21 protein-coding genes are annotated in these 24,155 nt (G+C 55.1%); 8 read left to right on the top strand and 13 right to left on the bottom strand.

Translation table 11 applies throughout. The features are described from left to right. Positions 1-85 precede the first annotated feature (85 nt). Both EXR70_10820 and EXR70_10815 read right to left on the bottom strand, forming a co-directional pair. On the bottom strand, positions 86-1,294 hold the full coding sequence (locus EXR70_10820; GenBank protein MSP38971.1) for a hypothetical protein: 1,209 nt from the start codon (positions 1,292-1,294) through the stop codon (positions 86-88). Between the two features lie 57 nt (positions 1,295-1,351). Next, the gene (locus tag EXR70_10815; GenBank protein ID MSP38970.1) at positions 1,352-2,410 is read right to left on the bottom strand and encodes a hypothetical protein; all 1,059 of its coding nucleotides are present in this window, start codon (positions 2,408-2,410) and stop codon (positions 1,352-1,354) included. 420 nt (positions 2,411-2,830) lie between these two features. Here EXR70_10815 and EXR70_10810 point away from each other — a divergent pair, with 420 nt between their 5' ends. Beyond that, positions 2,831-3,097 (top strand): hypothetical protein, encoded by a 267-nt coding sequence (locus tag EXR70_10810; GenBank protein MSP38969.1) that lies wholly within the window; start codon positions 2,831-2,833, stop codon positions 3,095-3,097. 38 nt (positions 3,098-3,135) lie between these two features. Further along, a complete protein-coding gene (locus EXR70_10805) occupies positions 3,136-3,432 on the top strand; it encodes a hypothetical protein (protein ID MSP38968.1) in 297 nt (98 codons plus the stop codon). A gap of 71 nt (positions 3,433-3,503) precedes the next feature. Here the strand turns inward: EXR70_10805 and EXR70_10800 are convergent, their stop codons facing one another. From EXR70_10800 to EXR70_10765, 8 genes are all read right to left on the bottom strand, one after another. After that, on the bottom strand, positions 3,504-3,866 hold the full coding sequence (locus tag EXR70_10800) for a hypothetical protein (GenBank protein MSP38967.1): 363 nt from the start codon (positions 3,864-3,866) through the stop codon (positions 3,504-3,506). 198 nt (positions 3,867-4,064) lie between these two features. Beyond that, positions 4,065-5,279, bottom strand: a complete 1,215-nt coding sequence (locus EXR70_10795) for an extracellular solute-binding protein (GenBank protein MSP38966.1) — start codon at positions 5,277-5,279, stop codon at positions 4,065-4,067. A gap of 27 nt (positions 5,280-5,306) precedes the next feature. After that, on the bottom strand, positions 5,307-5,807 hold the full coding sequence (locus tag EXR70_10790) for a flavin reductase family protein (GenBank protein MSP38965.1): 501 nt from the start codon (positions 5,805-5,807) through the stop codon (positions 5,307-5,309). 18 nt (positions 5,808-5,825) lie between these two features. Then, positions 5,826-6,662 carry a hypothetical protein gene (locus EXR70_10785; protein MSP38964.1) on the bottom strand — a complete coding sequence of 279 codons (837 nt, stop codon included), beginning with the start codon at positions 6,660-6,662 and terminating at the stop codon, positions 5,826-5,828. A 9-nt stretch (positions 6,663-6,671) separates the two neighbouring features. Next, positions 6,672-7,502: a hypothetical protein gene (locus tag EXR70_10780; GenBank protein MSP38963.1), complete on the bottom strand. Its 831-nt coding sequence runs from the start codon at positions 7,500-7,502 to the stop codon at positions 6,672-6,674. Positions 7,503-7,549: 47 nt separating this feature from the next. Beyond that, on the bottom strand, positions 7,550-8,686 hold the full coding sequence (locus EXR70_10775) for an alpha/beta hydrolase (GenBank protein MSP38962.1): 1,137 nt from the start codon (positions 8,684-8,686) through the stop codon (positions 7,550-7,552). A gap of 161 nt (positions 8,687-8,847) precedes the next feature. Continuing rightward, positions 8,848-9,591, bottom strand: coding sequence for a gamma-glutamyl-gamma-aminobutyrate hydrolase family protein (locus tag EXR70_10770; protein MSP38961.1), 744 nt, complete (start codon positions 9,589-9,591; stop codon positions 8,848-8,850). Beyond that, positions 9,588-11,642 carry a tetratricopeptide repeat protein gene (locus EXR70_10765; protein ID MSP38960.1) on the bottom strand — a complete coding sequence of 685 codons (2,055 nt, stop codon included), beginning with the start codon at positions 11,640-11,642 and terminating at the stop codon, positions 9,588-9,590. Before EXR70_10765 ends, EXR70_10770 begins: the two co-directional genes overlap by 4 nt. Positions 11,643-11,753: 111 nt before the next feature. Here EXR70_10765 and EXR70_10760 point away from each other — a divergent pair, with 111 nt between their 5' ends. From EXR70_10760 to secA, 6 genes are all read left to right on the top strand, one after another. Next, positions 11,754-12,218: a carbon monoxide dehydrogenase gene (locus EXR70_10760; protein ID MSP38959.1), complete on the top strand. Its 465-nt coding sequence runs from the start codon at positions 11,754-11,756 to the stop codon at positions 12,216-12,218. 62 nt (positions 12,219-12,280) lie between these two features. Then, positions 12,281-13,246 carry a glycosyltransferase family 2 protein gene (locus tag EXR70_10755; GenBank protein MSP38958.1) on the top strand — a complete coding sequence of 322 codons (966 nt, stop codon included), beginning with the start codon at positions 12,281-12,283 and terminating at the stop codon, positions 13,244-13,246. Beyond that, on the top strand, positions 13,185-13,724 hold the full coding sequence (locus EXR70_10750) for a hypothetical protein (protein MSP38957.1): 540 nt from the start codon (positions 13,185-13,187) through the stop codon (positions 13,722-13,724). The genes EXR70_10755 and EXR70_10750 overlap by 62 nt, the downstream gene beginning before the upstream one ends. 12 nt (positions 13,725-13,736) lie before the next feature. Next, a complete protein-coding gene (locus tag EXR70_10745; protein ID MSP38956.1) occupies positions 13,737-14,840 on the top strand; it encodes a radical SAM protein in 1,104 nt (367 codons plus the stop codon). After that, positions 14,837-15,637, top strand: coding sequence for a glutamate racemase (locus EXR70_10740; GenBank protein ID MSP38955.1), 801 nt, complete (start codon positions 14,837-14,839; stop codon positions 15,635-15,637). The genes EXR70_10745 and EXR70_10740 overlap by 4 nt, the downstream gene beginning before the upstream one ends. A 142-nt stretch (positions 15,638-15,779) precedes the next feature. Continuing rightward, positions 15,780-19,367: a preprotein translocase subunit SecA gene (secA, locus tag EXR70_10735; GenBank protein ID MSP38954.1), complete on the top strand. Its 3,588-nt coding sequence runs from the start codon at positions 15,780-15,782 to the stop codon at positions 19,365-19,367. Positions 19,368-19,504: 137 nt separating this feature from the next. On the opposite strand, the gene EXR70_10730 is transcribed toward secA, so the two are convergent. The 3 genes from EXR70_10730 to EXR70_10720 form a co-directional block, all read right to left on the bottom strand. Beyond that, a complete protein-coding gene (locus tag EXR70_10730; GenBank protein MSP38953.1) occupies positions 19,505-20,803 on the bottom strand; it encodes a nucleotide sugar dehydrogenase in 1,299 nt (432 codons plus the stop codon). An 80-nt stretch (positions 20,804-20,883) separates the two neighbouring features. Next, positions 20,884-21,282 (bottom strand): response regulator, encoded by a 399-nt coding sequence (locus EXR70_10725; protein ID MSP38952.1) that lies wholly within the window; start codon positions 21,280-21,282, stop codon positions 20,884-20,886. A gap of 29 nt (positions 21,283-21,311) precedes the next feature. Then, on the bottom strand, positions 21,312-23,420 hold the full coding sequence (locus EXR70_10720) for a hypothetical protein (GenBank protein MSP38951.1): 2,109 nt from the start codon (positions 23,418-23,420) through the stop codon (positions 21,312-21,314). Between the last annotated feature and the right edge of the window lie 735 nt (positions 23,421-24,155).

The following is a 24,155-nucleotide window of genomic DNA, read 5'->3' as shown; positions in this document are numbered from 1 at the left end:
ACGCTCCCGACCCGTGACGAACTAGGAATTTAAAAAAATCCTAGTTCGGTTTCGTTCGAATCGCTCGCTACTGCCTTTTGTCGACTCAGGCCACCTTTGTCATCTGGCTATCGGTTACGGCGGCACCGAATTCGAGAAGCCGGTCCATTGCAGGATCGTGCCACACACCTTTCGGATCTCGGCCATCTTGCACGGCTCTGATGCCGTCCATAATTATCTTTCGCAGTAATATAATCCCGCCGTCCGATGTTCCGAGGACTTCAGCGGTCCGATCGGCAACTTCGCCTTGACTGATGATGGCTTGATAGTCCTGCAACCTATGCACACGCAGCGCGTCTGTAATGTCAAAGGTAAAACCTGGCGGCAAGTCAGGCGCTTTGCCGTCCTTGAAGGGTGTGAATACCACGCTGAGCATTAACGTGTGGGTATCGTCCACCGGAGTTTTCCAAATTGCCGAGGCGCGTGGCCATTTAATGTTTCCACCCGGCCACGGCTGCGCCAAACGGTAAGCGGTAGGCAAAATAAATTGCGCGTAGCGAGTGAGATTGGATCGCTTGGAAGTTGTCTTTAGTCCGTATTCATTTTCTTCCCAGCTTGCTTGTGGGATCTCGTGTCCCCAGATATCGCTCCGTTCGCCACCCTTCCCGGCGTGTAAAATGCCCGTGTGCGTTGCGTCCGGAGCATTTTCAATGAGCTGGAAATAATTCGCCGGCCAAAGCCCGTAATTTTCCACGGCACGAATGCCATCCTCTCGGGCGACCACGTCGACTTTCGGCAGGACCGGCGCTTCGTCGGGACCGAGATAGGCCCAGATTAATCCCCCCAATTCTTTGACTTGGTAGGCTTTGTGGTGAACTTTGCTTTTTAGCGTGCTCTCGGTTGGCTCCGCAGGCTGGGCAAGGCAATTGCCATTAACGTCAAACTTCCACCCGTGGTAGCAACACTCGATTCCGTCTTGCCGGATTCTGCCTAATTCAAGTGATGTACCGCGATGCGGGCAATGCAGTCCGAGCAACCCGAGCCTGCCACTACCATCGCGGAAGAGAACCAGGTCTTCACCCAAAATCCTCACCGCGGTCGGAGTTCCCTTGAATGTGCCGGCTCGTTCGCCGAACTCAGCGACCGTTCCGAACCGGCCTTTAAATTGGAACTGTTCGTCGCAGTTCCACAGTGTTTTGATGCCGCTCCATTGATCGGAGATTGCGATTGGGTGCCAGTATCGGCGAAGCCATTGACCGCCGGGGGTATCCGGCCCGACCTGAGCGAAAATCGCATTGTCAGAAGCCTTAAGCATGACGCCTCCTATTTTTTATTTACCTGAACTTTTTAATCTCTTGTTGGAAAAACTAGATCACTTTCCTGGTGTCCATTTTGTAGTTTCAAGTTCAGCCCGCACCTTTTTTACCATGGAAAAATCAAAAAACTTTTGTATCGGCGGGGATTGTTTCAAGCCTACCAGCTCGACGGTCTGTTCGAGCACCTTTTTCTGTAAATCGTCTCTCACCGTGCCGTCCATACTCATACCCGGCCTAGCCAAATCGTAAATCCGGAGTGCAAGGTCATTTGTGATCTTTATCCGCTGTCCGAGAATCGCTGCCGTCTCGGTACGATTGGCGCGAGCAAAAAGAAACCCTTTCATGGTTCCCCTAAGAAATTTTTCCACCAAGGACGGATCGGACACTGGTTCGCGCAACACGAGTGTACCCGCAAGTTGCACCATATCGTCCTGTTCGAGGAACGATGCGAGCTGATGAAATCCGGCGGCCTCAGCGGTAAAGCTCAAAGGAAAAGTTAGAATCGTCGCATCCACGACACCACTTTCAAGAGCAGTAAATCGGTTGGACTGAACCCCTAGCGCAAGCAGCGGCGTGTTTTTCTCGTTCTTAATTCCGTTCTTCTCCAGTATCTCTCGCATCAGCATCTCCATGGCTCCGCCACGACCATCGATGCCGATTCGCTTATCCTTGAGATCCTTGACGTTACGAATTTGCGGCTTGGAGTACAGCCAATGCATAGGACGGTAAAAAGTACTGTAAATCACGCGGAGTGGAGCGCCACGCAAAGCCGCGTTGAGAGCTGCCGCCGGGACTGTCGAAAAATTGACATCCCCGCTGATCAAAGAAAGGTTGGCAACCGGGGCTCTCATCAAGATGAGCTCGACGTCGAGGCCCTCTTGTTTGTAATAACCTTTCTCCATACCCACATAAAATGCGATTTGGGCCATGCTTTCACTCGGTATGGCCACCCTGACCTTGGAGTCGGCCGCTTCGGCAATTTGCGTAAGCCATAAAACACCGACGAGAATTAAAAACATCGTAAACCTAGATGGCATTGGGGCCATTAACCATTTCCATTGATTGATCTTCAAAATGAAAACCAACGGGCGACAACAAATAAGCGAAGTCTTCATTCAATTTTCTAAAACTAAAATTAATGCATTTTTTACTGGCATCAGTCAAATTGCTCAAGATACAAACGGTTACTTCTCCCCCATCTGTATCATAACGAGAGTGCAACAGCGCCCACCGAACCAGAGCCGCCAGGCATCCACTGCGGACGGAGGAGGACACGCTACAAACACCATTGGACGCCGCGCCATAGACTGCGATTATCAATGCTCGGCCACCGTTGTAAAATTTGAAATGATTGTTATGAGCCACATAACCTTGTTAATCTGACAAGCGAATGAGGATCGTTCAGGGGAAGATAGCCAAGGCATTTTTCTTCGCATGAGACAAAATTTTAAAACAAGAAAAGGGCTTTTTCTCTTTTCTTGCATTCAAATGCGTGAGAATTTTAGTAGAAGTAAAACACAAAAAGGAGTTGTTTTATGAAATCACCACTAATGGGGATGTTTCTGGCTTTACTACTTCTCCCCGCTGTCACGAACGCGCAAGCGCCGAGTCTGGACCAGGCGCGCAAGGAAGGCGAAGTCGTGCTCTATTCCACGATCACCGTCGGCGCTTTCAATGAGCTGAACAAAGTGATCAAGGACAAATACCCGTTCTTAAACGTCCGCCACATACGGCTTGGACCGGCGCAACAGCTGGAGATTATGTCAGCGAATATTTCAGCGGCGGTATCGTCACCTCCTTAGAGCGAATCAAACAGTCGCCCGACAAGGTTGCGCGCTTCATGACCGCCGCGTTCAAAGGTTATCTATTTTTCACCAGCCGCCGCGAAGCATCGATCAACTACATGATGCAATTTCTCAAATCGAAAGACCGCGATGCGATCAGCGCGATCTACGACGCCAGCGTGAAAGTAATGACGAGGGACGGCACCGTCGAAGAAAAAGTTTTGCAAGCCGTCGTCGAAGACGCCCAACGCTCAGCCGGCGCGAAAAAAGAAATTCGCACCGTGGATTTTTTCGACTTCAGTTTTTTACGCAAAGCGCGGGAGCAATTGAAGGCGAGTGGGTGGCGGCCGTGAGTTGACGCGTGAATAAGACGTGAACAGTGTTGGGCAAGTTGTCCGCGCCACTTGCAGTCCAATGTCAGGGGTCAGCGCTTGGATTGTTGCTTAATTAAAGTACTGAGTTTCGCTTCTGCTGCAACAGAAACCAGGTTGTCATAAGCTTTTAGCTTGGTCGTATGAATGATATCAGGAGCGCTTAACTCAAAATTCGGCTTTGTGAGCGGCCCCAAATAGTCATCAAGGAGTCTTAGCTGACGATCGCATTGGCAGAAAAAATAAGTCGGCCAATGCCACGGTTGATGCCCGCCAGAACTATAAATCGAAAAGACAAAAAATTGGGAATTCGGGGTCCAAGCCGCATGAGACACAAAAAAATTGTGTTCGCCGTCCTCCGAACTGAAATTTTTGCTTAAGTATAGTTGTGCCTCTAGAAGTTTGAATCTCAACACGATTTTCTCTCTGGTCGATTTTGGAATTGCCGACCGGAATTACTAAAGCGGTCAACGTTCGATCCGGCGATAGATAAGTTGGTGTCTCGCCGGCTGAAGACTGTGTTGCCAGAAGGACTATAATTAATAAGGCGAGGAGTCTCACCCCACGATTGCTGAAATTCTCAGCACTACGGATACGCATTTTCCTGCGAGCCTCTACCGCTCCAACAACCCCGTCAACTGCACCAACTCTTCAAACCGCGCGCCCCATTTGTCGCCGTCCGGCACCACGGTTTTGCGGTTGCCGACTTCGTCTGTGGCGCCGGTGGCGAGGTCTTTGTGGGCGGGCCAGCGGGTTTGGCGGTAGGCGATTTCTTGGCCTTTTCTCGACAGCATGAAGTCGACCAGCAAAGCTGCCGCGTGCGGGTGCGGCGGGCGCGACGCCAACACGAAGGCTGAAACCGCTTTGACCGGCACGAACGGTTCTGGGAAAACATAATCGATCGGCGCGCCGGCTTTTTTTAATGCCACCGCCTCGTGATGGTGCGCGTCGATCTGCACGGGGAATTCGCCGGCGGCGACCAGTTGAGAAACTAAACTGCGGCCTTTGCGGATGTTCAATTGCTGCGCGCCGAGACCTCGCGCGATTTGTTTGCCGCGTTCGTCGCCGTAGTAGTCCATGATCGCGGCGAGCCAGTCGTCGGCGTCTTTGTCCATGCCGAGCTTGCCTTTCCAGCGCGGCTGCAACAGATCGTCGATGGACTTCGGCGCTTGTGCGCGGGTCACCTGTTTGGCGTTGTAAAGATAAACCAAGAGTGAAGCCCACATGCCGTTAAAATATCCGTCTTTGTCGGTGAAGCCAGCGCGCAACGCGCGCCGGTTGGGCGTGTCGTAACGCATCATGGCGCCGGCCTTCTTCAACGTGTAGAGCGCCGAGCTGCGCACGTTCATGGTGTCGTAGTTGTACTTGGCGGCGCGCTGCTCGGTCATGATGCGGTTGATCAAGCTTTGCGGACCGCCGGTTAAGACTTCGACTTTGAGAAATGGATATTCGGCTTCGAACCCGTTCGTGAACTGGCGCAGATCTTCGCGGTTCATCGGCGCGTACCAGACGACAATGCGTTCGTTCTTGGCTTCGCGCACCAATGTCGCTTGGCGTTCGGCCGGCGGTAGCTGATTGATTTTGGCGAGAGTTTCTTCCGGTGTGGCGGCTTGAAGATTTGTCGCGGCTGCGCCGAGTAGCAGTATGACTGCGAGAAATACGTTCGGAATATCTCCCGCAAAGGCGCAAAGACGCAAAGTTCGGAATATTTTTTTTCTTACCTTTGCGTCTTTGCGCCTTTGCGAGAAAATATCTTCGAATTTGTGTGCTCGAACCGGTCGAACACTGTGCCCTTGGCAAAGTAAGGAAGTCAGTAAGCGGCTTAGCATGGCGCTCCTCCTACGTGATGCGTTCGATCAAATAGGTCCGTCGAGGCGCCAAGACTTGCCCATCAAGCGCGCGATCGGCGGCACTTGATCGTCGCCATGGGCGGCGACGGCTTGACCGACGAATAAGTATAGACCTTCGACTTCCATCGTGTTGACCAACTTGCATTCGACGTTGGCGTGGCAGCCTATGACTAATGGCGCTTGGACGATCTTCGCCGGCAAAGTGTCTAGGCCGAGGGCGACGAATTTATCTTCGACGTTGCGTCCGGACATGTCGCGGCTCTTGTCGACGGCGTGCAATTGATTTTGCGAGCAGACGTTGACGACAAACTCGCCGCTCTTTTGAATCACTTCGCGGCTGAAATTTTTATCCTGAATGCCGATCACCAGCAGCGGCGGGTCGTCGCTGATGCCGAGCGCGCGAAAGGCGAACTGGACGTTGCGTTTGCCTTGGTAGGCGGTGGAGATCAGGTAGAGTCCGGTGGGCGTGACTCGGTAGGCGTTGGCGAGGGCGAGTTCTTTTAGCATGGTCGCTCCAATTCAGTTTTATTTCCGGCCGCTGCCGAGTTTCTTGTACCAGCCTTCGGCGGCGGAGAATTCTTTTTGTCTGGCGAAGTATTCGCGGTCGTTGCCGGTTTGTTTCAATGCGAGCAGCATTTCTCTTGCGCCGATGACAGCGGCTAGAGGCAGGCTCGACGGGATCAGCGCGATGCGAAATCCTAAGTGAAAAAACTCCAATGCGCTCATCTGCGTCTTGGGCCACAGCGTGACTAACGGCGCCGGCGCGCTGGCGCCGATATGGCGGAAGTCTTCGACACCGGTGAGCTGCACGCCGACGGCATCGGCGCCGGCTTCGGCGTAGGCGGCGAGACGATCGCGCACTTGGTTCAACGATTCCTTGGGGCGCGAATCGCAGCGGGCGATGAGAACCAACGTGGGATCGCGACGGGCTTCGACGGCGGCTTTGATGCGCTCGACGACTACGGATGTCGGCGCGATGGCGAGATCTTCGGCAGCGGCGCCGTATTCATTTACCAGCGCGTCTTCGAAGCGGATCGCCGCCGCGCCGGCGCGTTCGTACAACTTCACCGCTCTGGTCAGAGCGACGGTTTCGGCGCAGATCGAGCCGCCGTCGACGATCAGCGGGATGTCGGTCGCCTCGGAGATTTGGCCGATGCGTTGGGCGATTTGCGTCGTCGTCAGAAGATTGCGATCGGGCAAGCAAAAATTTTTGTGAATGGCGTTACCGGAAAGATGCGCCGCGGAATAACCGCAATCTTGCACCAGCCGCGCGAACAGCGCATCGGTGACGCCGGGCGCAATGGCGCCGCTTGCGTCGCTCAGCAGTTCGCGCAGCCGCGCGCGTTTTTGTTGGTCGTTCATTTATTCGCGCTACTCCATGCCGTCGGTGATGTATTGAATTACGTAACCGGCCGGATCGTCCATATACGTGCCGCCGCGGTCGGCGCTGGGTTCTTTGGCGGCGCCACGGTCGCCGTTCTCAATTCCAAGCTGATCCAAAAGCGCGATGGCCGCCGACCAGTTCGCCGTGGGAATGTAGAACGCAATGTGCGGCCCCGGCACTTTGCGGCTCATCACCAGACCTTTGGAAGCAAACGGTGCTTCGGTCAAAATAAAAGTCTGGCCGCTGGCCATTTTCAAGGTCGCCTGTTTGGGTCTCTCATTGCGGCTTTGCAGCTCGAAGCCGAGCACGTCTTGGTAGAATTTTACCGACGCGTCGACGTCGGGCGCTTCCAGTTCGATGTAGCCGACGGCGATCATTCGCCCGGAAGTGGGATTGACGACGGCGTGGGAATTTTTCGGCGTGTAAACCGAATAATGATTGCCGGCGGGATCGGCAAAATAGAGCGACAGCTTGGCGAAGTCGTTGGCGTCGCGCACCGGTCCTTCGAAGGGCGTGCCGATCTCTCGTAACGCCGAGGCGGCTTCTTCGAGGCCGCGATCGGTGGTCGTGAACGAGTAGGTCGGCAACCCGCGTGGGCCGCTTGGCACCGGCCTAAGATCGCTTTGCAAGTACACGCCCATGCGCTTGCCGCCGATTTGAATAAAAGTATGCGGCACCGCGCCGCGTTTGCGCTGGCGCACGTTCAAACCGTTGCGCTTGGTGATATCGCCGTCAAAAACCTTTACGTAGAACTCCTCGGCGACGATCAAATCGTCGACCGGAACGACAAAATGATCGAGGGATTGTGCGATGGCCATGATTACCTCCGCCTATTGCATGCTGCCTGCTGCCTATTTTCATCGTCTCATCCTGCCTGCAATTGCTTCATAAACCAATCAGCGATGTAGGTCCGACGCTCGAATTTTTTCTGCCCGTGGCCGACGCCGTCGAGCATGGTGCGGTCGGGGGAGTTGACGGCGTTGTTGTAGAGATTGAGCGCGCCGCGCGGGTCCATGACGCGGTCGTCGATGCTGTAGCCGACCAGCAGCGGGCATTCGATCTTGTCGGCGCGACCGATGAGGCTGAACTCTTTCATTCGTTCCCGTGCCGCATTGAGATCTTTGGCACCCATGAGCCAGCGCAAGCGGTCTTGGATCGGCGGATAATAGTCGAAGATGTCATCGACCAGATTGTACGCGCCGCTCCACACCGCGACGGCTTTGATTCTTTTCTCCACCGTGGCAGCGCGCGGGCCGGAGTAGCCGCCCATGCTCGAGCCGTGCAGGCCGATTCTACTGGCATCGACATCGATGCGGGAGATCAGATAATCGATCACCGCCTTGGCGACGCGATCGGAGTCGGGCGGCGCGTAGAGTTTGTGATGGCGCAGCGTGCCGCCGTGGCCGGGGCCGTCGACGTCGATGAAGTGCATGCCGCGCCGCGTGTATTGTCCCGCGCCGCCATCTTCGCCGCGCAGCAGGATGCCGTCGGCGCCGCCGTAATTGTAAGCAACTGGCAATTTGCTGCCGGCTTTGCCGCGCCCGGGCCAGAACAGCGCTGGGAGTTTGTGGCCTTCGTAGGGGATTTCCACTTGTTCAAACGGCGGTGTGACTTGGCTCCAAGCTTTGGTGAAGTTTTCTTCTAATTTTTTGTAGGTCGGTAACATGCGCGGATCGGTTTCAGCCATGTACACTACGGCGCGGCGGTAGAAGTCGGCGGCGCGCAGGTAAAATTCATGGGCGGTCTGTTTGCGATTGTCCTGCTCGAAGCCGGCCGCCAGCTCTTGGTTTTTCTGCGCCACTTCGGTCCACTCTTTGTGCCAGCTTTCGAGATTGAAAAACTTGACCCTGCGCGCCACGCCGCGGACGTCGGGATCGGGATGATCCGCCGACACTTCCATGCGTACTTCCAGCTGTCCGCCGCCCGGCAAGCCCTTGGCGGGATAAAGCAAGCTTTCGGATTGTTGTGGATCGAATACATCGCCGCCGGTTTTGTTAACCATGTTGATTGCCTCCTGATCCAGATTGCTTTTGCCCCAGTGGGCGGGAAATTTCAATCGCAGATGCTTGGTTGGAAAATTATTTTCACCACGAAGGCGCAAAGATCACGAAGTTAGGAATGTAATTCTCGAAATCTTCGTGCCCTTCGTGCCTTCGTGGTAAATCAAACCGTTCGTTTGGCAGCCGTGACGAAAGCGGCGAAGATGCGTCGTTGATCGATTCGCCTTGGCGCGAGAACTTCGGGATGCCATTGCACGCCGATGGCGAAACGGTGGCGGGTGCTTTCGATCGCTTCGACGATGCCGTCGTCAGCCACAGCGTTGGCGATCAGGCCTTTGCCGAGACGTTTGACCGCTTGATGATGGGTAGTGTTGACCTCGATGCGTCGGTGCTGAACGATGGCACTGAGCCGCGTGCCGCTGGCGATTGTTACCGAGTGACCGCCGTAGGATTTTTTCTCGCTTTGCTCATGATTCATGGCATTCGCTACTTGCGCTCCGATGTCTTGGTAGAGCGAGCCGCCGAGCACGACGTTCAACGCTTGTTCGCCGCCGCAGATGCCGAGCAGCGGCAAGTCTTGTTTGAGCGCCGCGGCGGCAATCGTCAATTCGAACTCGGTGCGCTCGGTTTTAATCATGCCGAGTTGCTTGAGTGGCTTTTCGCCGTAGTAGCTCGGGTGAATGTCAAAGCCGCCGCCGCTGACGATCAGGCCGTCGAGTCGATCCAGCGCTTGGCGGATCATCGTGGCCGAACTTAGTTGCGGCAGGATGATTGGCAAAGCGCCGGCTTGTTCGACGGCGCGGTAGTAGCGTTGGGCTAAGAACAGCGTCGGTTCAAGTTTAGTTTTGCGATCGCCTTCGGCGAAGTCGGCGCTGATGCCGATGATAGGTAAATGGTTTTTTTTCATTGGGTCGGTTCGTAGAGCCGTTTGTAAATGCGGTGATTGCGCAGGACTAGTTTTACGTAGCCGCGGGTTTCGACATAGGGAATGCGTTCGACGAATTCTTCGATGTCATCGGTGACGATTTCTTTTTCCCAGCGGTCCACCGCGGTTTCGCCGGCGTTGTAAGCGGCGATCGCTTTGAACCAGTTGTTGCCGTAGCGATCGAGCAGATCTTTCAAATACTGGGTGCCCAGCGTGAGATTCAGCTCCGGATCGAAGAGTTTTTCCGGACTCGGCGCCGGCAGGCCGATTTGCTGGGCGACTCGGCTCGCGGTCGGCAGAATCAGCTGCATCAAACCAAAGGCCGCGGCCGGCGAGCGGGCGCGGGTGTTGAACAAACTCTCCTGACGGATCAATGCCAAAACTAAGTAGGGATCGACGCCGCGCTCTTGAGTTTTGCCCCGCACCGAATCCCAATAGGCGAGGGGATAGCGATAGTAATTGCGTTCGCCTTGGATCACCGGCAGCTGGCTCGCCAGCGATAGGCTGCGGCCGTAGGCTTGGTTGAGAAAATATTCGCGCATGAGCAACGGCTGCCAGCGATTCTTAGCGTTGGCGCGCCGGCTGATGGCGTCCAACTCGGCCAGCGCCAGGTTATGCAACGACAGCTCGCCGAGTTCGCGCGCGCGGCTCAGATGAAAGCTCGCTTCGGCATCGAGGCTCGGGTCGGGTTCTTTGTTGCTCTGCGGCCGGGCTATCTTGCTTTCCGCCATGGGCGTGCCGAGTCGTTCCAGGCCGCGCAGTGACAGCGCTTGATAGTAGGACTCTTCACCGCCGTTGACGATGCGCAGCAGCAGCTGTTTGGCCGATTCGCCATCGTTCAGTTTCTCGGCGATGCGCGCTTGCCAGTATATGGATGCGGTGAAGAAGGGGCCGTTGCGCGATTGCGCCATCAAAGCGCGAAAAGTTTCTTGGGCCATTGGTAGTTCGCCGCTTCGGTAGTAAAGCCAGGCGAGCCGCCAGGTAGCGTCGTCGCGCACTTGGCTATGGGGAAACTGCTTGAGCACGTTGCGGTAAAGTTTCACCGCGTCGTCATTGCGGCCGAAGTATTCATGGATGTCGGCGCTGGCGTACTGCGCCCGGTCGACGAAGCCGCTGGCCGGATATTTTTCCAAGAGACTGTGAAAATAGTCGAAGGCGCGCGCGTTGTCGTGGCGGTTCCAGTAAATCTGGCCGATCTGATAGAGCGCTTTGGGCGCTTCGGCGTGGTCGGGATAATCCCTGGCGATCTGTTCCAAGGTTGGCAGCGCTTCGTTTCTGCCGCCGCTGGAAAGATGGAGCGCGGCCAGCTTGACGAGATAACTTAAGCGCTCGTTGGGATCGCTGACGCGGTCGAGAATTTTTTTATAAAACTCTTGGGCGTCGTGAGTTTGCCGCTCGCGCGCCAGCCGATCGGCTTCATCGGCTTGGGCTTCGACCGTATTGAGCGCGAAGCGCTCGGCGAATTGCCCGCGCAGCCGCGTCTGCTCTTTGCGCGCCGCCGTCGCCCAGCGCGAGCCCGGCGAGCTGTTTCGAAGTTCCCGGTAGCGCGCGAAGGCGCGGTCGAAGTCTCCTTGGGCTTCGTGAATTTGTCCTTGGAGAAAGTGCGCTTCGTCAATAATGTCGCGGGACACCGACTTGTTGGCGCGCAGTTGGCGCAGTGTTTCCGTGGCGGCGGCGAAATTTTTTTCCGCGATGTCGCTTTTCGCCCGTAGCAGCGTTGCCGGGTGGTGCCAAATGCTATGCGGAAAACGCTGGCGCAGCTGGGTTAAATATTCGCGCGCTTGGGCGGCGTTTTTTTCGTCGACGGCGATGCGCGCCAAATAGTAGAGACTGTAGTCGGCGAGGCGATAGCTTGTCTCGACGGTTTTTTGCAGTAGCTCTTTAGCCCGGGCCGGTTTGCCATTGGCGTAAAGTTGATAAGCTTTGGCGAAAAGTTCGCGCGCGTCGTTGCTCTGGCCGTTCTGGGCGAACGGGGATTGTACGAATCCGAATAAGAAGGCGAGCAGCGCGACTAAACGAGTAGAAGAAACCATTGGTTGGCTGGAGTTTAGCTACGCGCCGGTGGGGATTCAATGGCAAAAGCGAAATTGCGGTGAAAATTAGCTAGTTGTTTTTTCACTGGATGAACGTTATGGTTTTCGCCAATTCCGAGTCGACAAAACGGGAGGCAGATTTTCTTGAAGATCGAAGGCAGTTATACTTTTAACGCGAGCCGGGAGCGGGTTTGGCAGGTTTTACTCGATCCCAAGATCATGGCGCAATGCATGCCGGGCTGCGAAAGTATGAACGAGGTAGCGCCGGACAAATATGAAACGGTGATGAAGGTCGGCGTCGCTTCGGTCAAAGGAACGTACAAAGGAAAAGTCGCGATCAAAGACAAACAGGCGCCGGCTCATTATGTCTTGAGTGGTGAAGGTTCCGGTGGGCCGGGCTTCATGCAGGGCGATGTCGCCATCGATCTCGAAGAGAGCAACGGCCAGACGCTGCTTAAATACAGCACCGAACCGAAGATCGGCGGGCTGATCGCCAGCGTCGGCCAGCGCATGCTTAACGGCGTGGCGAAGATGATGGCCGAGCAGTTTTTCAAAAAAGTGGAATCTTTTATTTAATACGTGGTGAATCGTCATTCCCGGTAGGGGTGGACCGAAGCCTGTCCTGAGTCGATCGAAGGATGTCCGTCCGTCCCTGGATTCCCGTCGTCGCGGGAGTGACGGAACTTGCATATGGATATGCTTTGAGCTTTCTCGTGTCGCCAATCGTAAGCGTTATCATTCCGACTTTTAACCGTTGGCCAATGGTCGGGGCGGCGATCGAATCCGTCTTGGCCCAGAGCTTTTCCGACTATGAGCTAATCGTCGTCGATGACGGTTCGACCGACGATACTGCGACGCAGTTAGCGCGCTTCGGATCACGATTGCTTTTGTTGACTCAGGCCAATCGCGGTGTGTCGGCGGCGCGCAATTTGGCTGTTCGCCAGGCGCGCGGACGTTATCTGGCATTTCTCGACTCGGACGATCTTTGGCTAGCGAACAAATTGGCGATCCAAACCGCGTTCATGGAGCGTAATCCGAGCGTGCAAATCTGCCAGAACGAAGAAATCTGGATTCGTAACGGCGTCAGGGTCAATCCCAAGGCTAAACATCGCAAACCCTCCGGCGATATTTTTTTGTCGAGCTTGGAGCTTTGCTTGGTGAGCCCGTCGGCGGTGCTGCTCACGCGCGAACTATTTGAGCAGGTCGGCGGGTTCGACGAAACGTTTCCGGTCTGTGAAGACTATGACTTGTGGCTGCGCATCGCGCGGGATTATCCCGTGGCGATGATCGACGAGCCGCTAGTGGTCAAGCGCGGCGGCCACGCCGATCAATTGTCGCATTCAATTTGGGGCATGGATCGCTACCGGGTTCTGGCGCTGCAAAAACTTTTGCGTTCGGGACTCGACGATGGGCGACGGATTGCGACGTTGGATGTTCTACGGCGCAAAGTGGCGGTCTTGGCCGACGGCGCGCGCAAGCGCGGCAAACTCGCTGAAGCCCAGGACTACGAAAATATTTTAACGGAGAGCCTGCTTAATCACGATGGCGGAATCGGCAATACGCGGCTACGCGGCGGCCAAGAGCTTTCACCCGCAGACGCTTGAGCGTTGGCTGGGCTGGGGCAGCGCCGATGGCGAAGCTCTCGAACGGCTCGCTTTAGCCCTCAAGATCGGCGAGAATCATCTGCGCGATTTGATGGACTGGCTTGAAGAAGTGGCTTTGCGCGATGGCGTGAGCATTCAATCGCTCTTGAACGCGAAAGTCGTCGACGATATCGCGACCGATCCGCGGCTGGGCCGCGCGGACAGGCTCAAGCGCATCAAAGAGCATATTCGGCGCTTGCGCTACCCGCGCTTGGCGGAGACCGAAGATGCGATTCGCGCCAAGATTCAGGAGTTAAAACTGGCGCCGGAAATTCGCTTGAGCGTGGCGCCGGGATTGGAAGGCGGCAATCTGCGCGTCGAGTTTAGCGCGGTCAATGTTACCGAGTTCAAACGTTTGGCGGAGAAATTATCTCAAGCCGCGGAGAAGACACTGCCGGCGGAAATTTTTTCGCTGTTGGCAGGGCAGGCAAAGAAGTAACGACAAGTTTCTATGAAACTCTATCAACCTGAAGAAGTGATCGTCGAGCGCAGTTCGCTCGGCAGTCCGATCTATCGCAACCTGCGCCAATCGCTGGCCGATGTGCCGTTTACGGTGGTCGACGAAATCGCTTCCGCCGGTTCGAACGTTGCTGCGGATCGCTTCGGTGCTGCCAAAAAAAAATTATTCCTCGCCGAACACAAAGGCGAGTTTTTTAAAAAATGTCCTGGCAGCGACGGCCAAGTGTGCTGCAATTATTTCGTCATCAACTTCGCCAGCAACTGCCCGATGGATTGCAGCTACTGCTATTTACAAGAATACTTGGCCGACAATTCCCAGCTCAAAGTTTTCAGCAACGTCGGCGCGCTGATCGACGAAGCGGATCAAGTTTTAAAAAAACATCGCGGCATGTTTTTTCGCGTCGGCACCGGCGAGATCACCGACAGCTTGGCGCTGGAACCGTACACCGGCATGGTCAGCGAGCTGATTCCATACTTTGCCGAACAGCCAAACGTCTTGCTCGAACTGAAGACCAAGAGCGATTGCGTCGATAGTTTACTCAAGCTCGATCCCAAAGGCCGTGTCGTGGTTGCCTGGTCGATGAATCCGCAGCGGGTGATCGATTTGGACGAAGCCGATACGGCGTCATTCTCAGAGCGGCTCATCGCTGCGCGCCGTTGCCAGGAGGTGGGCTACCGCTTGGGATTTCATTTCGATCCGATGATCGAGTATCCCGGCTGGGAAGCGGACTACAAAAACATGCTCGAAGAGCTATTCGCGACCATCGACTGGCGCAAGCTGTCCTGGTTGAGTTTGGGCGTGCTGCGCAATACGCCGGGGTTGAAGCGCGCCATGCGCGAAAGATTTCCGCGCACGCGCTTGTTGACCGGCGAGCAAGTGATTTGCCCCGACGGCAAGCTGCGTTATTTTCAACCGCTGCGCGTCGAGATGTACCGCAAGATGGTCGGCTGGATTCGCCGCGCAGCGCCGACGGTGAAAATTTATCTGTGCATGGAGTCTAAAGAAGTTTGGCAACAGGTCTTCGGTTTCGCGCCGGCGTGCGAAAAAGATCTCGGCAATGAAATGGCGCCGGGCGCCGAGTCCAGTTGGGTATGAGCAACAAAGACAGCGCCATCGGCGTGTTCGATTCCGGCATCGGCGGCTTGACGGTGCTGCATCAGATCATCGAAACCTTGCCCAAAGAAAATACCGTTTACTTGGGCGACACCGCGCGGTCGCCCTACGGCACCAAGTCGGTGGAAACCGTGCTGCGCTACTCCTTCGAGAACAGCCAATTCCTCGTCGAGAAGGGCGTTAAAATCGTCGTCGTCGCTTGCAACACCTCGACGGCGATCGCGCTGAAGCGATTGCAAGAAAGTTTATCGATTCCAGTCATCGGCGTCATCGAGCCCGGTGTCAGGCGGGCGCTCAAGAGCACGAAGAATAAAAAAGTCGGCGTCATTGGCACCGAAGCGACGATTCAAAGCGGCGCTTATACGCACGCGCTCAAAGCAGCGGATTCGAAAATCGAGGTTTACAGCCGGGCCTGCCCGCTATTCGTGCCACTAGTCGAAGAAGGCTGGACCGACAACGCGGTGGTGGAGATGACCGTGAAAGCCTATCTCGCCAGCTTCAAGCAAAGCGGCATCGATACATTGATCCTCGGCTGCACGCACTATCCTTTGCTCAAGAAGGCGATCCGCAAATTCATGGGCGCCACGGTTCGTCTGGTCGACTCCGCCGAGGAGACCGCTAAAGAGGTGGAGTCGGCGTTGAAGAATGCCACGCTTGTAAGAAAAGCAGGGAAGGGGACGCATAGCTTCTTCGTCACCGACGCCCCGGACCGTTTCATCAAAGTCGGCCGGCGCTTTTTAGGCGAGAAAGTCGAATCGGCGGTGCGGATCGAACGCTAAATAGTCCTCACTTCACCCTTCCTGCACCTTTAAGTTGCGGCAAAAATCGTGTATTTTAGCGTTATCTAAACTTCGCTGGATCACGTCTTCGTCTCCGCCTAAGCCGGAGATACTTCACAGGGCGTGGGATTTCATTAAAAGCATGTGGGATTTTATCAAAGGCATTATCGGAACTAAGAACGAACGCGAGATTAAGCGGATTCGTCCCTATGTTGAAGAAATCAACAAATGGGAAGATGAGTTCAAAGGTCTCACCGACGACCAGCTGCGTGCTAAAACCGAAGAGTTTAAAAACCGCATCGCCGAAGCGACGGCGACGTTGCGCGGTGAGTTAGAAGCGGCCAACGGCGAAGCGGTCATTGCCGACCCCGAACAGCGCGAGACCCAAAAGGCCCAAAGCGAAGAGTTGGATAAGCAGCTGCGCGAGGCCGAGGAGCAGGCGCTACAGGAACTGTTGCCGGAAGCGTTCGCGGCGGTGCGCGAGGCTTCGCGGCGGTCGATCGGACTGCGTCATTTCGACGTGCAGATGATCGGCGGCGCGGTGCTCCATGAAGGCAAGATCGCCGAGATGAAAACCGGCGAGGGAAAAACTTTAGTCGCGACTTTGCCGCTTTATTTGAACGCGCTTACCGGCCGCGGCGTGCATTTGATCACGGTCAACGATTATCTCGCCCGGCGCGACGTGCAGTGGATGGGGCCGATCTTTCATAAGCTCGGACTGCGCACGGCGTCGATCGTTCATGAGACCAGTTTTCTCTTCGATCCGACCTATCTGACCAAGGATTATCGCTTTCTCAATCTGCGGCCGATCACGCGCCAGGAAGCCTATCTCGCCGATATCACCTACGGCACCAACAACGAATTCGGCTTCGATTACCTGCGCGACAATATGAAATACTCGCTGGAAGAATACGTCCAGCGCGAACTCAATTACGCGGTGGTCGACGAAGTCGATAACATTCTGATCGACGAAGCGCGCACGCCGCTGATCATCTCCGGCCCGGCGGAAGAATCGACGGACAAGTATTACAACATCGACCGGATCATTCCCAAACTGCAGCGCGGCGCGGTGATTCAAGGCGATCCGTCCCAGGAAGACCGCGCCGCCATCGACGCCAAGGGCGATTACACCGTCGACGAGAAGAGCCGTTCGGTGACGCTCACCGAAGGCGGCGTCGCCAAAGTCGAGCGTTTGCTCGGCGTGCACAATCTCTACGATCCGCGTCAGATCGACACGCTGCACCATGTGCAGCAGGCGCTTAAGGCCCATGCGATCTTCAAGCGCGACGTCGATTACGTCGTCAAAGAAGGCGAGGTGATCATCGTCGACGAGTTCACCGGCCGATTGATGTCGGGGCGGCGTTGGTCCGACGGTCTGCATCAAGCGGTGGAGGCCAAGGAGCGCGTTCATATTCGCGAGGAAAACCAGACCCTGGCGACGATCACGATTCAAAATTATTTCCGCATGTACAAAAAGTTGGCGGGCATGACCGGCACCGCCGATACCGAAGCGCCGGAGTTTAAAAAAATCTACAAACTGGATGTCACGGTGATCCCGACCAATGCCGGCATGGTGCGCGACGATCTGGCCGATGTGGTTTATCGTAGCGACAATGAAAAATACGCGGCGGTGGTGCAGGAGATAGAAGAGAGAACGAAGAAGGGCCAGCCGATTCTTGTCGGCACGACTTCGGTCGCCAAATCGGAAAAACTATCGAGACTACTCAAGCAGAAGAACGTCAAGCACAACGTTTTGAACGCCGTCAATCACGAGGCTGAGGCGAGCATCATCGCCCAAGCGGGCCGATTTAACGCGGTCACTATTGCCACCAATATGGCGGGCCGCGGCACGGATATTTTACTCGGCGGCAATCCCGAGTTTCTCTCGCGCTCGGACATGGAGAATGAGTGGATCAACCGCGCCTCCAAGCTGCCGATCCAAGGCGCGGCGCGCTACGAAGACGCGCTACGCGAGTTGCGCGAGAAGTACGACGAAGAGGTGCAGCGCGCCGAGAAGAAACGACTCAAGGACGGCGAAGCGTTCGAGCGGCAGCGCGGCGACGCGCTCAAACGGACCACCGACTTGCAACGGGAACTTCGCGCGGTCTCGCCTTTTCTCGCGGCGCGGGAACGCTATGAAGATATCTCCGCCACCGAACTAATCGAAGCTTTGCACAATCTGCGGCCGCTACCCATGGGCTATCTACGCGCCAAGGAAGATTTTGAAACCGCGCTGTTCCATTCCCAAAATGGCAATGGCGCGGAGTTCGCCGAAGCCAAGGAAGATTTCAGCGCGACGCTGGAACGCTGGCAAGAGCAGCGCGGCGAGCGCGAGGGTTTGATGGAAGTCCTCGACGAGAAGCGCCGCTCCTATGAACAGCGTTTACTCGATTTCGAATTCACCAGCACTCTCGAGGCGCTCGCCAATGGCGAGCACGCTGCGATGGTGCGCGAATACGATGCGGCCCATGCGGCTTTCAATGAAGCCGAGTTGCGCTGCGAGGAAGTGCGCGCGCCCTACGAAGAAGCGATTCAGCAGGCGCAGCAAACTTACGAAACCAAGCGCCAAGAATATTTGCGCATGGTCGAAGATATCCGCGAGCAACTGGACAAGGCTCCCGACGAATACCGCCAGCGCTTCGACGAAATCTTGGCCAACTACAATCGGGTTTGCGCCGAGGAAAAAGAAAAAGTCGTGGCCGCCGGCGGCCTGCATATTCTCGGCACCGAGCGGCACGAAAGCCGGCGCATCGATAACCAGTTGCGCGGCCGCGCAGGCCGTCAGGGCGATCCCGGCTCGTCGCGCTTTTATCTGTCGCTGGAAGACGATTTGATGCGCATCTTTGGCGCCGACCGGATTCAAGGCATCATGGCGCGCCTCGGCATGGAGGACGGCGAGCCCATCGAGCACGGCTTGGTTACCCGGGCGATTGAAAACGCCCAGAAGAAAGTCGAAGGCCACAACTTCGACATCCGCAAACATTTGCTCGAATATGACGACGTGCTCAACAAGCAGCGCGAAGTAATCTACAGCAAGCGGCGCGAATTTCTCAAAGGTGAAAATTTAAAAGAAGAAGTGTTCGACATGACCGCCCAGCTGGTCGAAGAAGTCGTCGCCCGCTACGCCGACAAGGAAAGCCATCCGAGCGATTGGGATCTGGCGGGCCTCGGCGAAGGTTTCAATCACCAGTTCAATTTGCGCTTGGATTTGAAGAGCGAGGAACTCGAAGGGATGCGACCGGAAGGGCTGTCGGATCTGGCGCTTGAGCGCGCGGTGGCGGTCTACGACGACAAGGAGCGGCGCTTCGGCGCGCCGATGCTGCGCCAGCTGGAAAAGATTATTTTGCTCCAGACCATCGATACCCTGTGGAAAGACCACTTGCTCAATATGGATCATTTGAAAGAAGGCATCGGCCTGCGCGGTTACGGCCAAAAAAATCCGCTGCAAGAGTACCAGAAGGAAGGGTACGACATGTTCGAGGAGATGAACCAGCGGGTTCAAGAAGACGTCGTACAAAAGCTATTCACCGTTGAAATCGCCAGAGAGGGCGCCGCGCCCGAACTTCAAGTAGAACAGCCGCGGCCGCAACGAGTGGTACTCAGCCATGGTAGCGATCCCATCGCGTCGGCCGCCACGGCGCCGCAAAAGCGCGACAACGAAAAGGTTGGCCGCAACGATTCGTGCCCCTGCGGCAGCGGTAAGAAGTACAAACGCTGTCACGGCAAGTGACGCCGCGGGTTAATTCTTTCAATCGGTTTTAATTCTTCAATAACAAAAAGGCTGGCTATCGCTGCATCCTGGGATGGCGATAACCGGCCTTTTGCATTGTCCAACTTGAGCCGATCAATTCATGTCAATGATCGCGTTCAACGCGCGACGGCACGGGCCGGCATGACGTCATGCTCATCGTCATGGGCGGAACTCGACGGCACATTATTGCCGGCGCCCAATTTGATAATGCGATCTTTATAGCCATGCAAATGTTTCGTCGAATTTCTCGTGTCGATCACTAGCTTCGCCGCTTCGACGATCTGCTCGACGTTGTAAACCGTGTGATCGGTGATGATGATCACGCAGTCTTGTTTGGCGATCTCCGCCGCGGATGCCTCGACGGAGTTGAGCACGCTGCCGCCAAGCCGCAGTGTTGGCACCATCGGATCGTTATAGGAAAGCAGCGCGCCTTTGTCGCTGAGCAAGCGCATGACGTCGAGAGCAGGAGACTCACGGCAGTCGCTGACGTCTCTCTTGTAGGCGACGCCGAGGATCATGATCTTCGAGCCGCGGATGCTTTTCGAGTTGCGGTTCAGACCGTCGGCCACCATGGTGGCGACCACCGACGGCATCATGCCGTTGATCTCGGCGGCGAGGCCGATGAAGCGGGCCTGAAAGTTGAGCGCTTTGAGTTTCCACGCCAAGTAATGGGGATCGATGGGAATGCAATGGCCGCCCAGTCCCGGACCCGGATAGAAGGCGCTGAAACCGAAAGGTTTGGTCGCCGCGGCATCGATGACTTCGTAAACGTCGACGCCAAGCAAATCGCACATCATCGCCAACTCATTGACCATGCCGATGTTGACGCTGCGAAAAGTGTTTTCCAGCAGCTTGACCATTTCGGCGCACTTGGTGCTGCTCACCGGGATCACCTTTTGGATGAACGCCGAGTAAAACAGTCTAGCGATCTCGGTGCAGTCGGCGGTGATACCGCCGACGATCTTCGGCGTATTGTGGGTGTTGAAGGAGACGTTGCCAGGATCGATCCGTTCCGGTGAGAAGGCGACGAAGAAGTCGCTGCCGACTTTCAGTCCCGTGGTCTCGAGTTCCGGCACGATCAGCTCGTCGGTGGTGCCTGGATACGTCGTGCTCTCCAAGACGATCAATTGGCCGGCGTGAAGATATTTGCGAATCTCTTCGGTGGCCGAAAGGATGAACGAGATGTCGGGATCGCGGCTCTTGCTCAGCGGCGTGGGTACGCAAATGCTCACTGTGTCGGCGTTGGCCAGCGCGCTGAAATCGGAGGTCGGCGTAAACTTGCCGCTGCGCACCGTTTCGGCAATGGTTTTTTCCGGCACGTCCTGAATGTAGGACTTGCCTTGTTTCAGCGTGTTAATCTTATTGTGGTCGAGATCGATGCCAATGACCTGAAATCCCGCCGCGGCGATTTCCATCGCCAACGGCAGCCCGACGTAGCCGAGCCCGATGACTGCGGCGGTGGCCTGGCGGTTCTCCAGTTTGGTTTTTAATGCGTTCAAGTTAAATAACCTCCCGTCGTTTGAGTTGTAATTTTCCGGCTGATCATTACCTTTAGTTCTTCCAGGCGAATCGGCTTGGCGTAATAATCCAGAGCGCCGAGACGCACGGCGTTCATGGCGTTGACATCGTCACTGTTGCCGGTGATGACGATGGCGCGGGTGACCGGCGCCATGGAGAGCATTTGATCGAGCAAGCGCATACCGCCCAGATCCGCGGGGTTTTGCGGGTTCAACGAAAGGTCCAGGGTAACGACGGGCGGCTTCTCTTGCTCGAATATGGTCATGGCTTCGCCCTCGTCGGAAGTGGTGAAGACTTCGTAGTCCGGCTCGAGAGCCCAGCGCATTTGTTTGAGGATGTTTTCCTCATCATCGACCAACAGGATTTTTGATTTCACGGCTATCTTCCCTTTCTCATGTGCAATCGTTACGCAACCGGCAAATCGACTTCGACTTTGGTTCCGGCATCGACTTCGCTTTCAATGCGAATCTGGCCGCCATGGACTTCAATGATCGAACGAGTGTGGCATAGTCCAATGCCCAGGCCTTTTTCCTTGGTGGTTTGAAATGGACGAAATAGGTTTTGTAGCCTCTCGGGCGAGATGCCGCAGCTTGTGTCGCGAATGGCAGCGGTGACTCTGCCGCTCATACCGTCCGATACGGTCACCTCCACGGCGCCTTTACCTTGGGGTAGGCTTTGAATCGCATTGAGCAGCAAGTTGGTAAATGCTTTTTGGAGCAGTTCCGGGTCGCCGGAGATCATCGGTGTTTTGTTCGCCGGAAACGAAGTGCTGATTTTCACGCCGTTGCGCTGGTTGATTTTGAGGTCGTCGAAGGTTTGCGACAGCACTTGGAGAATGTTCACCGGCTGTTGTTTGAGCGACAGCTGGCCCCGTTGAACCGACAGGCTGGCGATAAGATTGATCATCTTGTCGGTGGTCTGGTGAAAGGTCGCGAATGCGTCTTCCATGAATTTGGGGTTGTGGCTAAGATGCTTGGCGTTCTCCAACGTCATGCCCTGCAGTGTCGCCAAGTTTTTCAAATCGTGCAGAATGAAGGAGGCAAAGCGGTTAAATGAATCCCATTCACGCGATCGCAGGAGCTCTTCGGAAAGCTTGTGGGTTGAAAGGAAATTGCCGAGCTGGTTGCTGATGCTAGTGAGCAGCTGTTCATCTTCGGCGGAAAATTTCTCGTCGCGCAGCTCTCGGCCAATTCCCAGGAGGGCCAGGACCTCGTGGCCTTTTTCGATGCGCGCCATGTGCTCAATCCCAAGGAAACCGAGTTGCGCAGCTTTGTCCACCGGACTTGGCTGGGCCTTGCCGGCATTTTCTGGATGAACGATTGCAAAGATTTGGCTCTCGTCGTCGGCCAATTTCGAGTTGTCCAATTTGAGAGTGGATGCGTCTGCTTCCGCTGACGTGGCCGGATCGAGACAGTAGGTTAGGTGGAAATTGCCAGTTGCCGGTGAACGAAGCCAAATCGCCACTTGTCTGACGAACATCGCCTCGGCGATCAGTTCGGCAACTCGTGGCAGCGCCTCGTGCAAATTTAGCGAAGCCCCCGACTTGTCGGAAAACTTCATCCACAGGTCGCGATAGTCATACTTGTTTCGAAAGAGGTTCTTGGCGATGAAACTGCGGACCTTAATGCGAATTTCTGCCGACAGCCAAAAAATTAGAAAAAGCCCCACCAAGACAAAAGCAATCAGAGGTAGCAGCGCCGGAGATCCCACCGGATGCGTCACTCGCAAAACATCGAAGATGCTTCCGGAGACCACTAGGTAAAACAAGCCGGCACTAAGAGAAAGCATCCCAAACACCAGGTTGCGCGAGATGCCAACCTTGACATGCCATAATGGATACCTAAAAAAGCTGTACGCGAGTAGGACGAGGGCGCAGAAGATTACCGCCGCGCCGCTATTGAGCATCGATTGCGATAAATAAGAGCTCAGGAAAATGTTGGCTGACAAGTAGCTAAAGTAAGCTGTGAGGCCGAGAATTGCGATGAAAAGATATTTGAGTTTTTCCTTTTCAGAATTTCCCGCTTGCTGAATTGTCCGGTCAAAAAGTAGCAGGGCGAGAACGTTCGAGCCCACGACGTTCGCAAAGTAATAGCGCCAGTTGCTGCCAATCATAATGATTGGCTGGTCTAGAATTCCTGTGACCCATTCGATCATTCGCCCTGCAAAAATTTCGCGACATGCGAACGCTAGCAGGACCAACTGAACGGCGTAGAAAAAAATCCAAAGAGGTTCTCTGGGCAGGGCGTTGGCGCGGCTGAGGCAGCGGCTCAGTGGAACAAAGGCTAAGGGTGTGAGCAGAATACCACAAGCAATCAACGCTGCGGCAGAGACCGATCCCGTTGACTGGCCAAATATATAGGCGCCGGATTGAAAAAGGATTAGTGGCGTGAGGCCGAGTTCTAAATGGATTATATTGGGATGCTGTTTGGCTTTGGCTGTCAAATAGACGAGTAGGCCAAGCAGGAGCGCCAGATTAAACCCGATTAAGACTTGTGGTGTGACTAGCTGGACCATGTGAATTTAGAAGGCGAAAGTGAGAAATTGGAAGCAATTGTTATTACATGGGGATAAATCGTAAATGCTCTCGTAATTCCAATACGGTCGTCTACGTTCTCCCGGTAACTTTGCCCGATTGAATAAAATCCACACAGCTGCGATCATCCTAGCGTTCACTTCACTTCACTCTGTAAACAGAGTTTACAGTAATCCTTGGGCATTTTTTGGCATAGGAAGGAATTTTTTAGCTTTATCCTTTAATCTTGATATCTTAGCTTATTTCTCCATTCTATCAAGTCTTAGGGTTGTCCTTGGCTGCATGAGCAAAGGTAGTTTGGGTCTGTTTTACCGCGAATTGGTAGGCGTTACCGCCATGCAGCCGTGGTGGTCTGCCAAATAGTGTCACGAGCCGTCAGGCATGTGCGCTGTTAGGTACAGTGTGAGTGGGATTGATTCAGCAAAATTGGCCGGTGCTGGTAGCTGCTGATGCAGCCATGGCGGAAGCCTGCCGACCAATCGTTGCCAAAAACTCGCCCAAAGTTTCCAGCCTGCCGGCTTTGTGCTATTAATTTCCCGCAGACTCTTTAAGCAAAAATTGCTTGTGACATTTTAGGAATCTCTGAACAAGTCATCTAGCAAGTCGTCTAATAACGAAGAGCAGAAAGACCGACAAGGTGAGGCGGGAGGAAAGAGCGTGGGGGAGCAGACAACGTTTGCGAGTTTGGCGTGGGCGAGAAAGAAAAAGCAGAGCAA

It is taken from the genome of Deltaproteobacteria bacterium (assembly GCA_009692615.1).
GTDB lineage: Bacteria > Desulfobacterota > Binatia > UBA9968 > UBA9968 > DP-20.
Note: the sequence above shows the minus strand (reverse complement) of the source record. Positions and strands in the feature narration are given on the sequence as shown.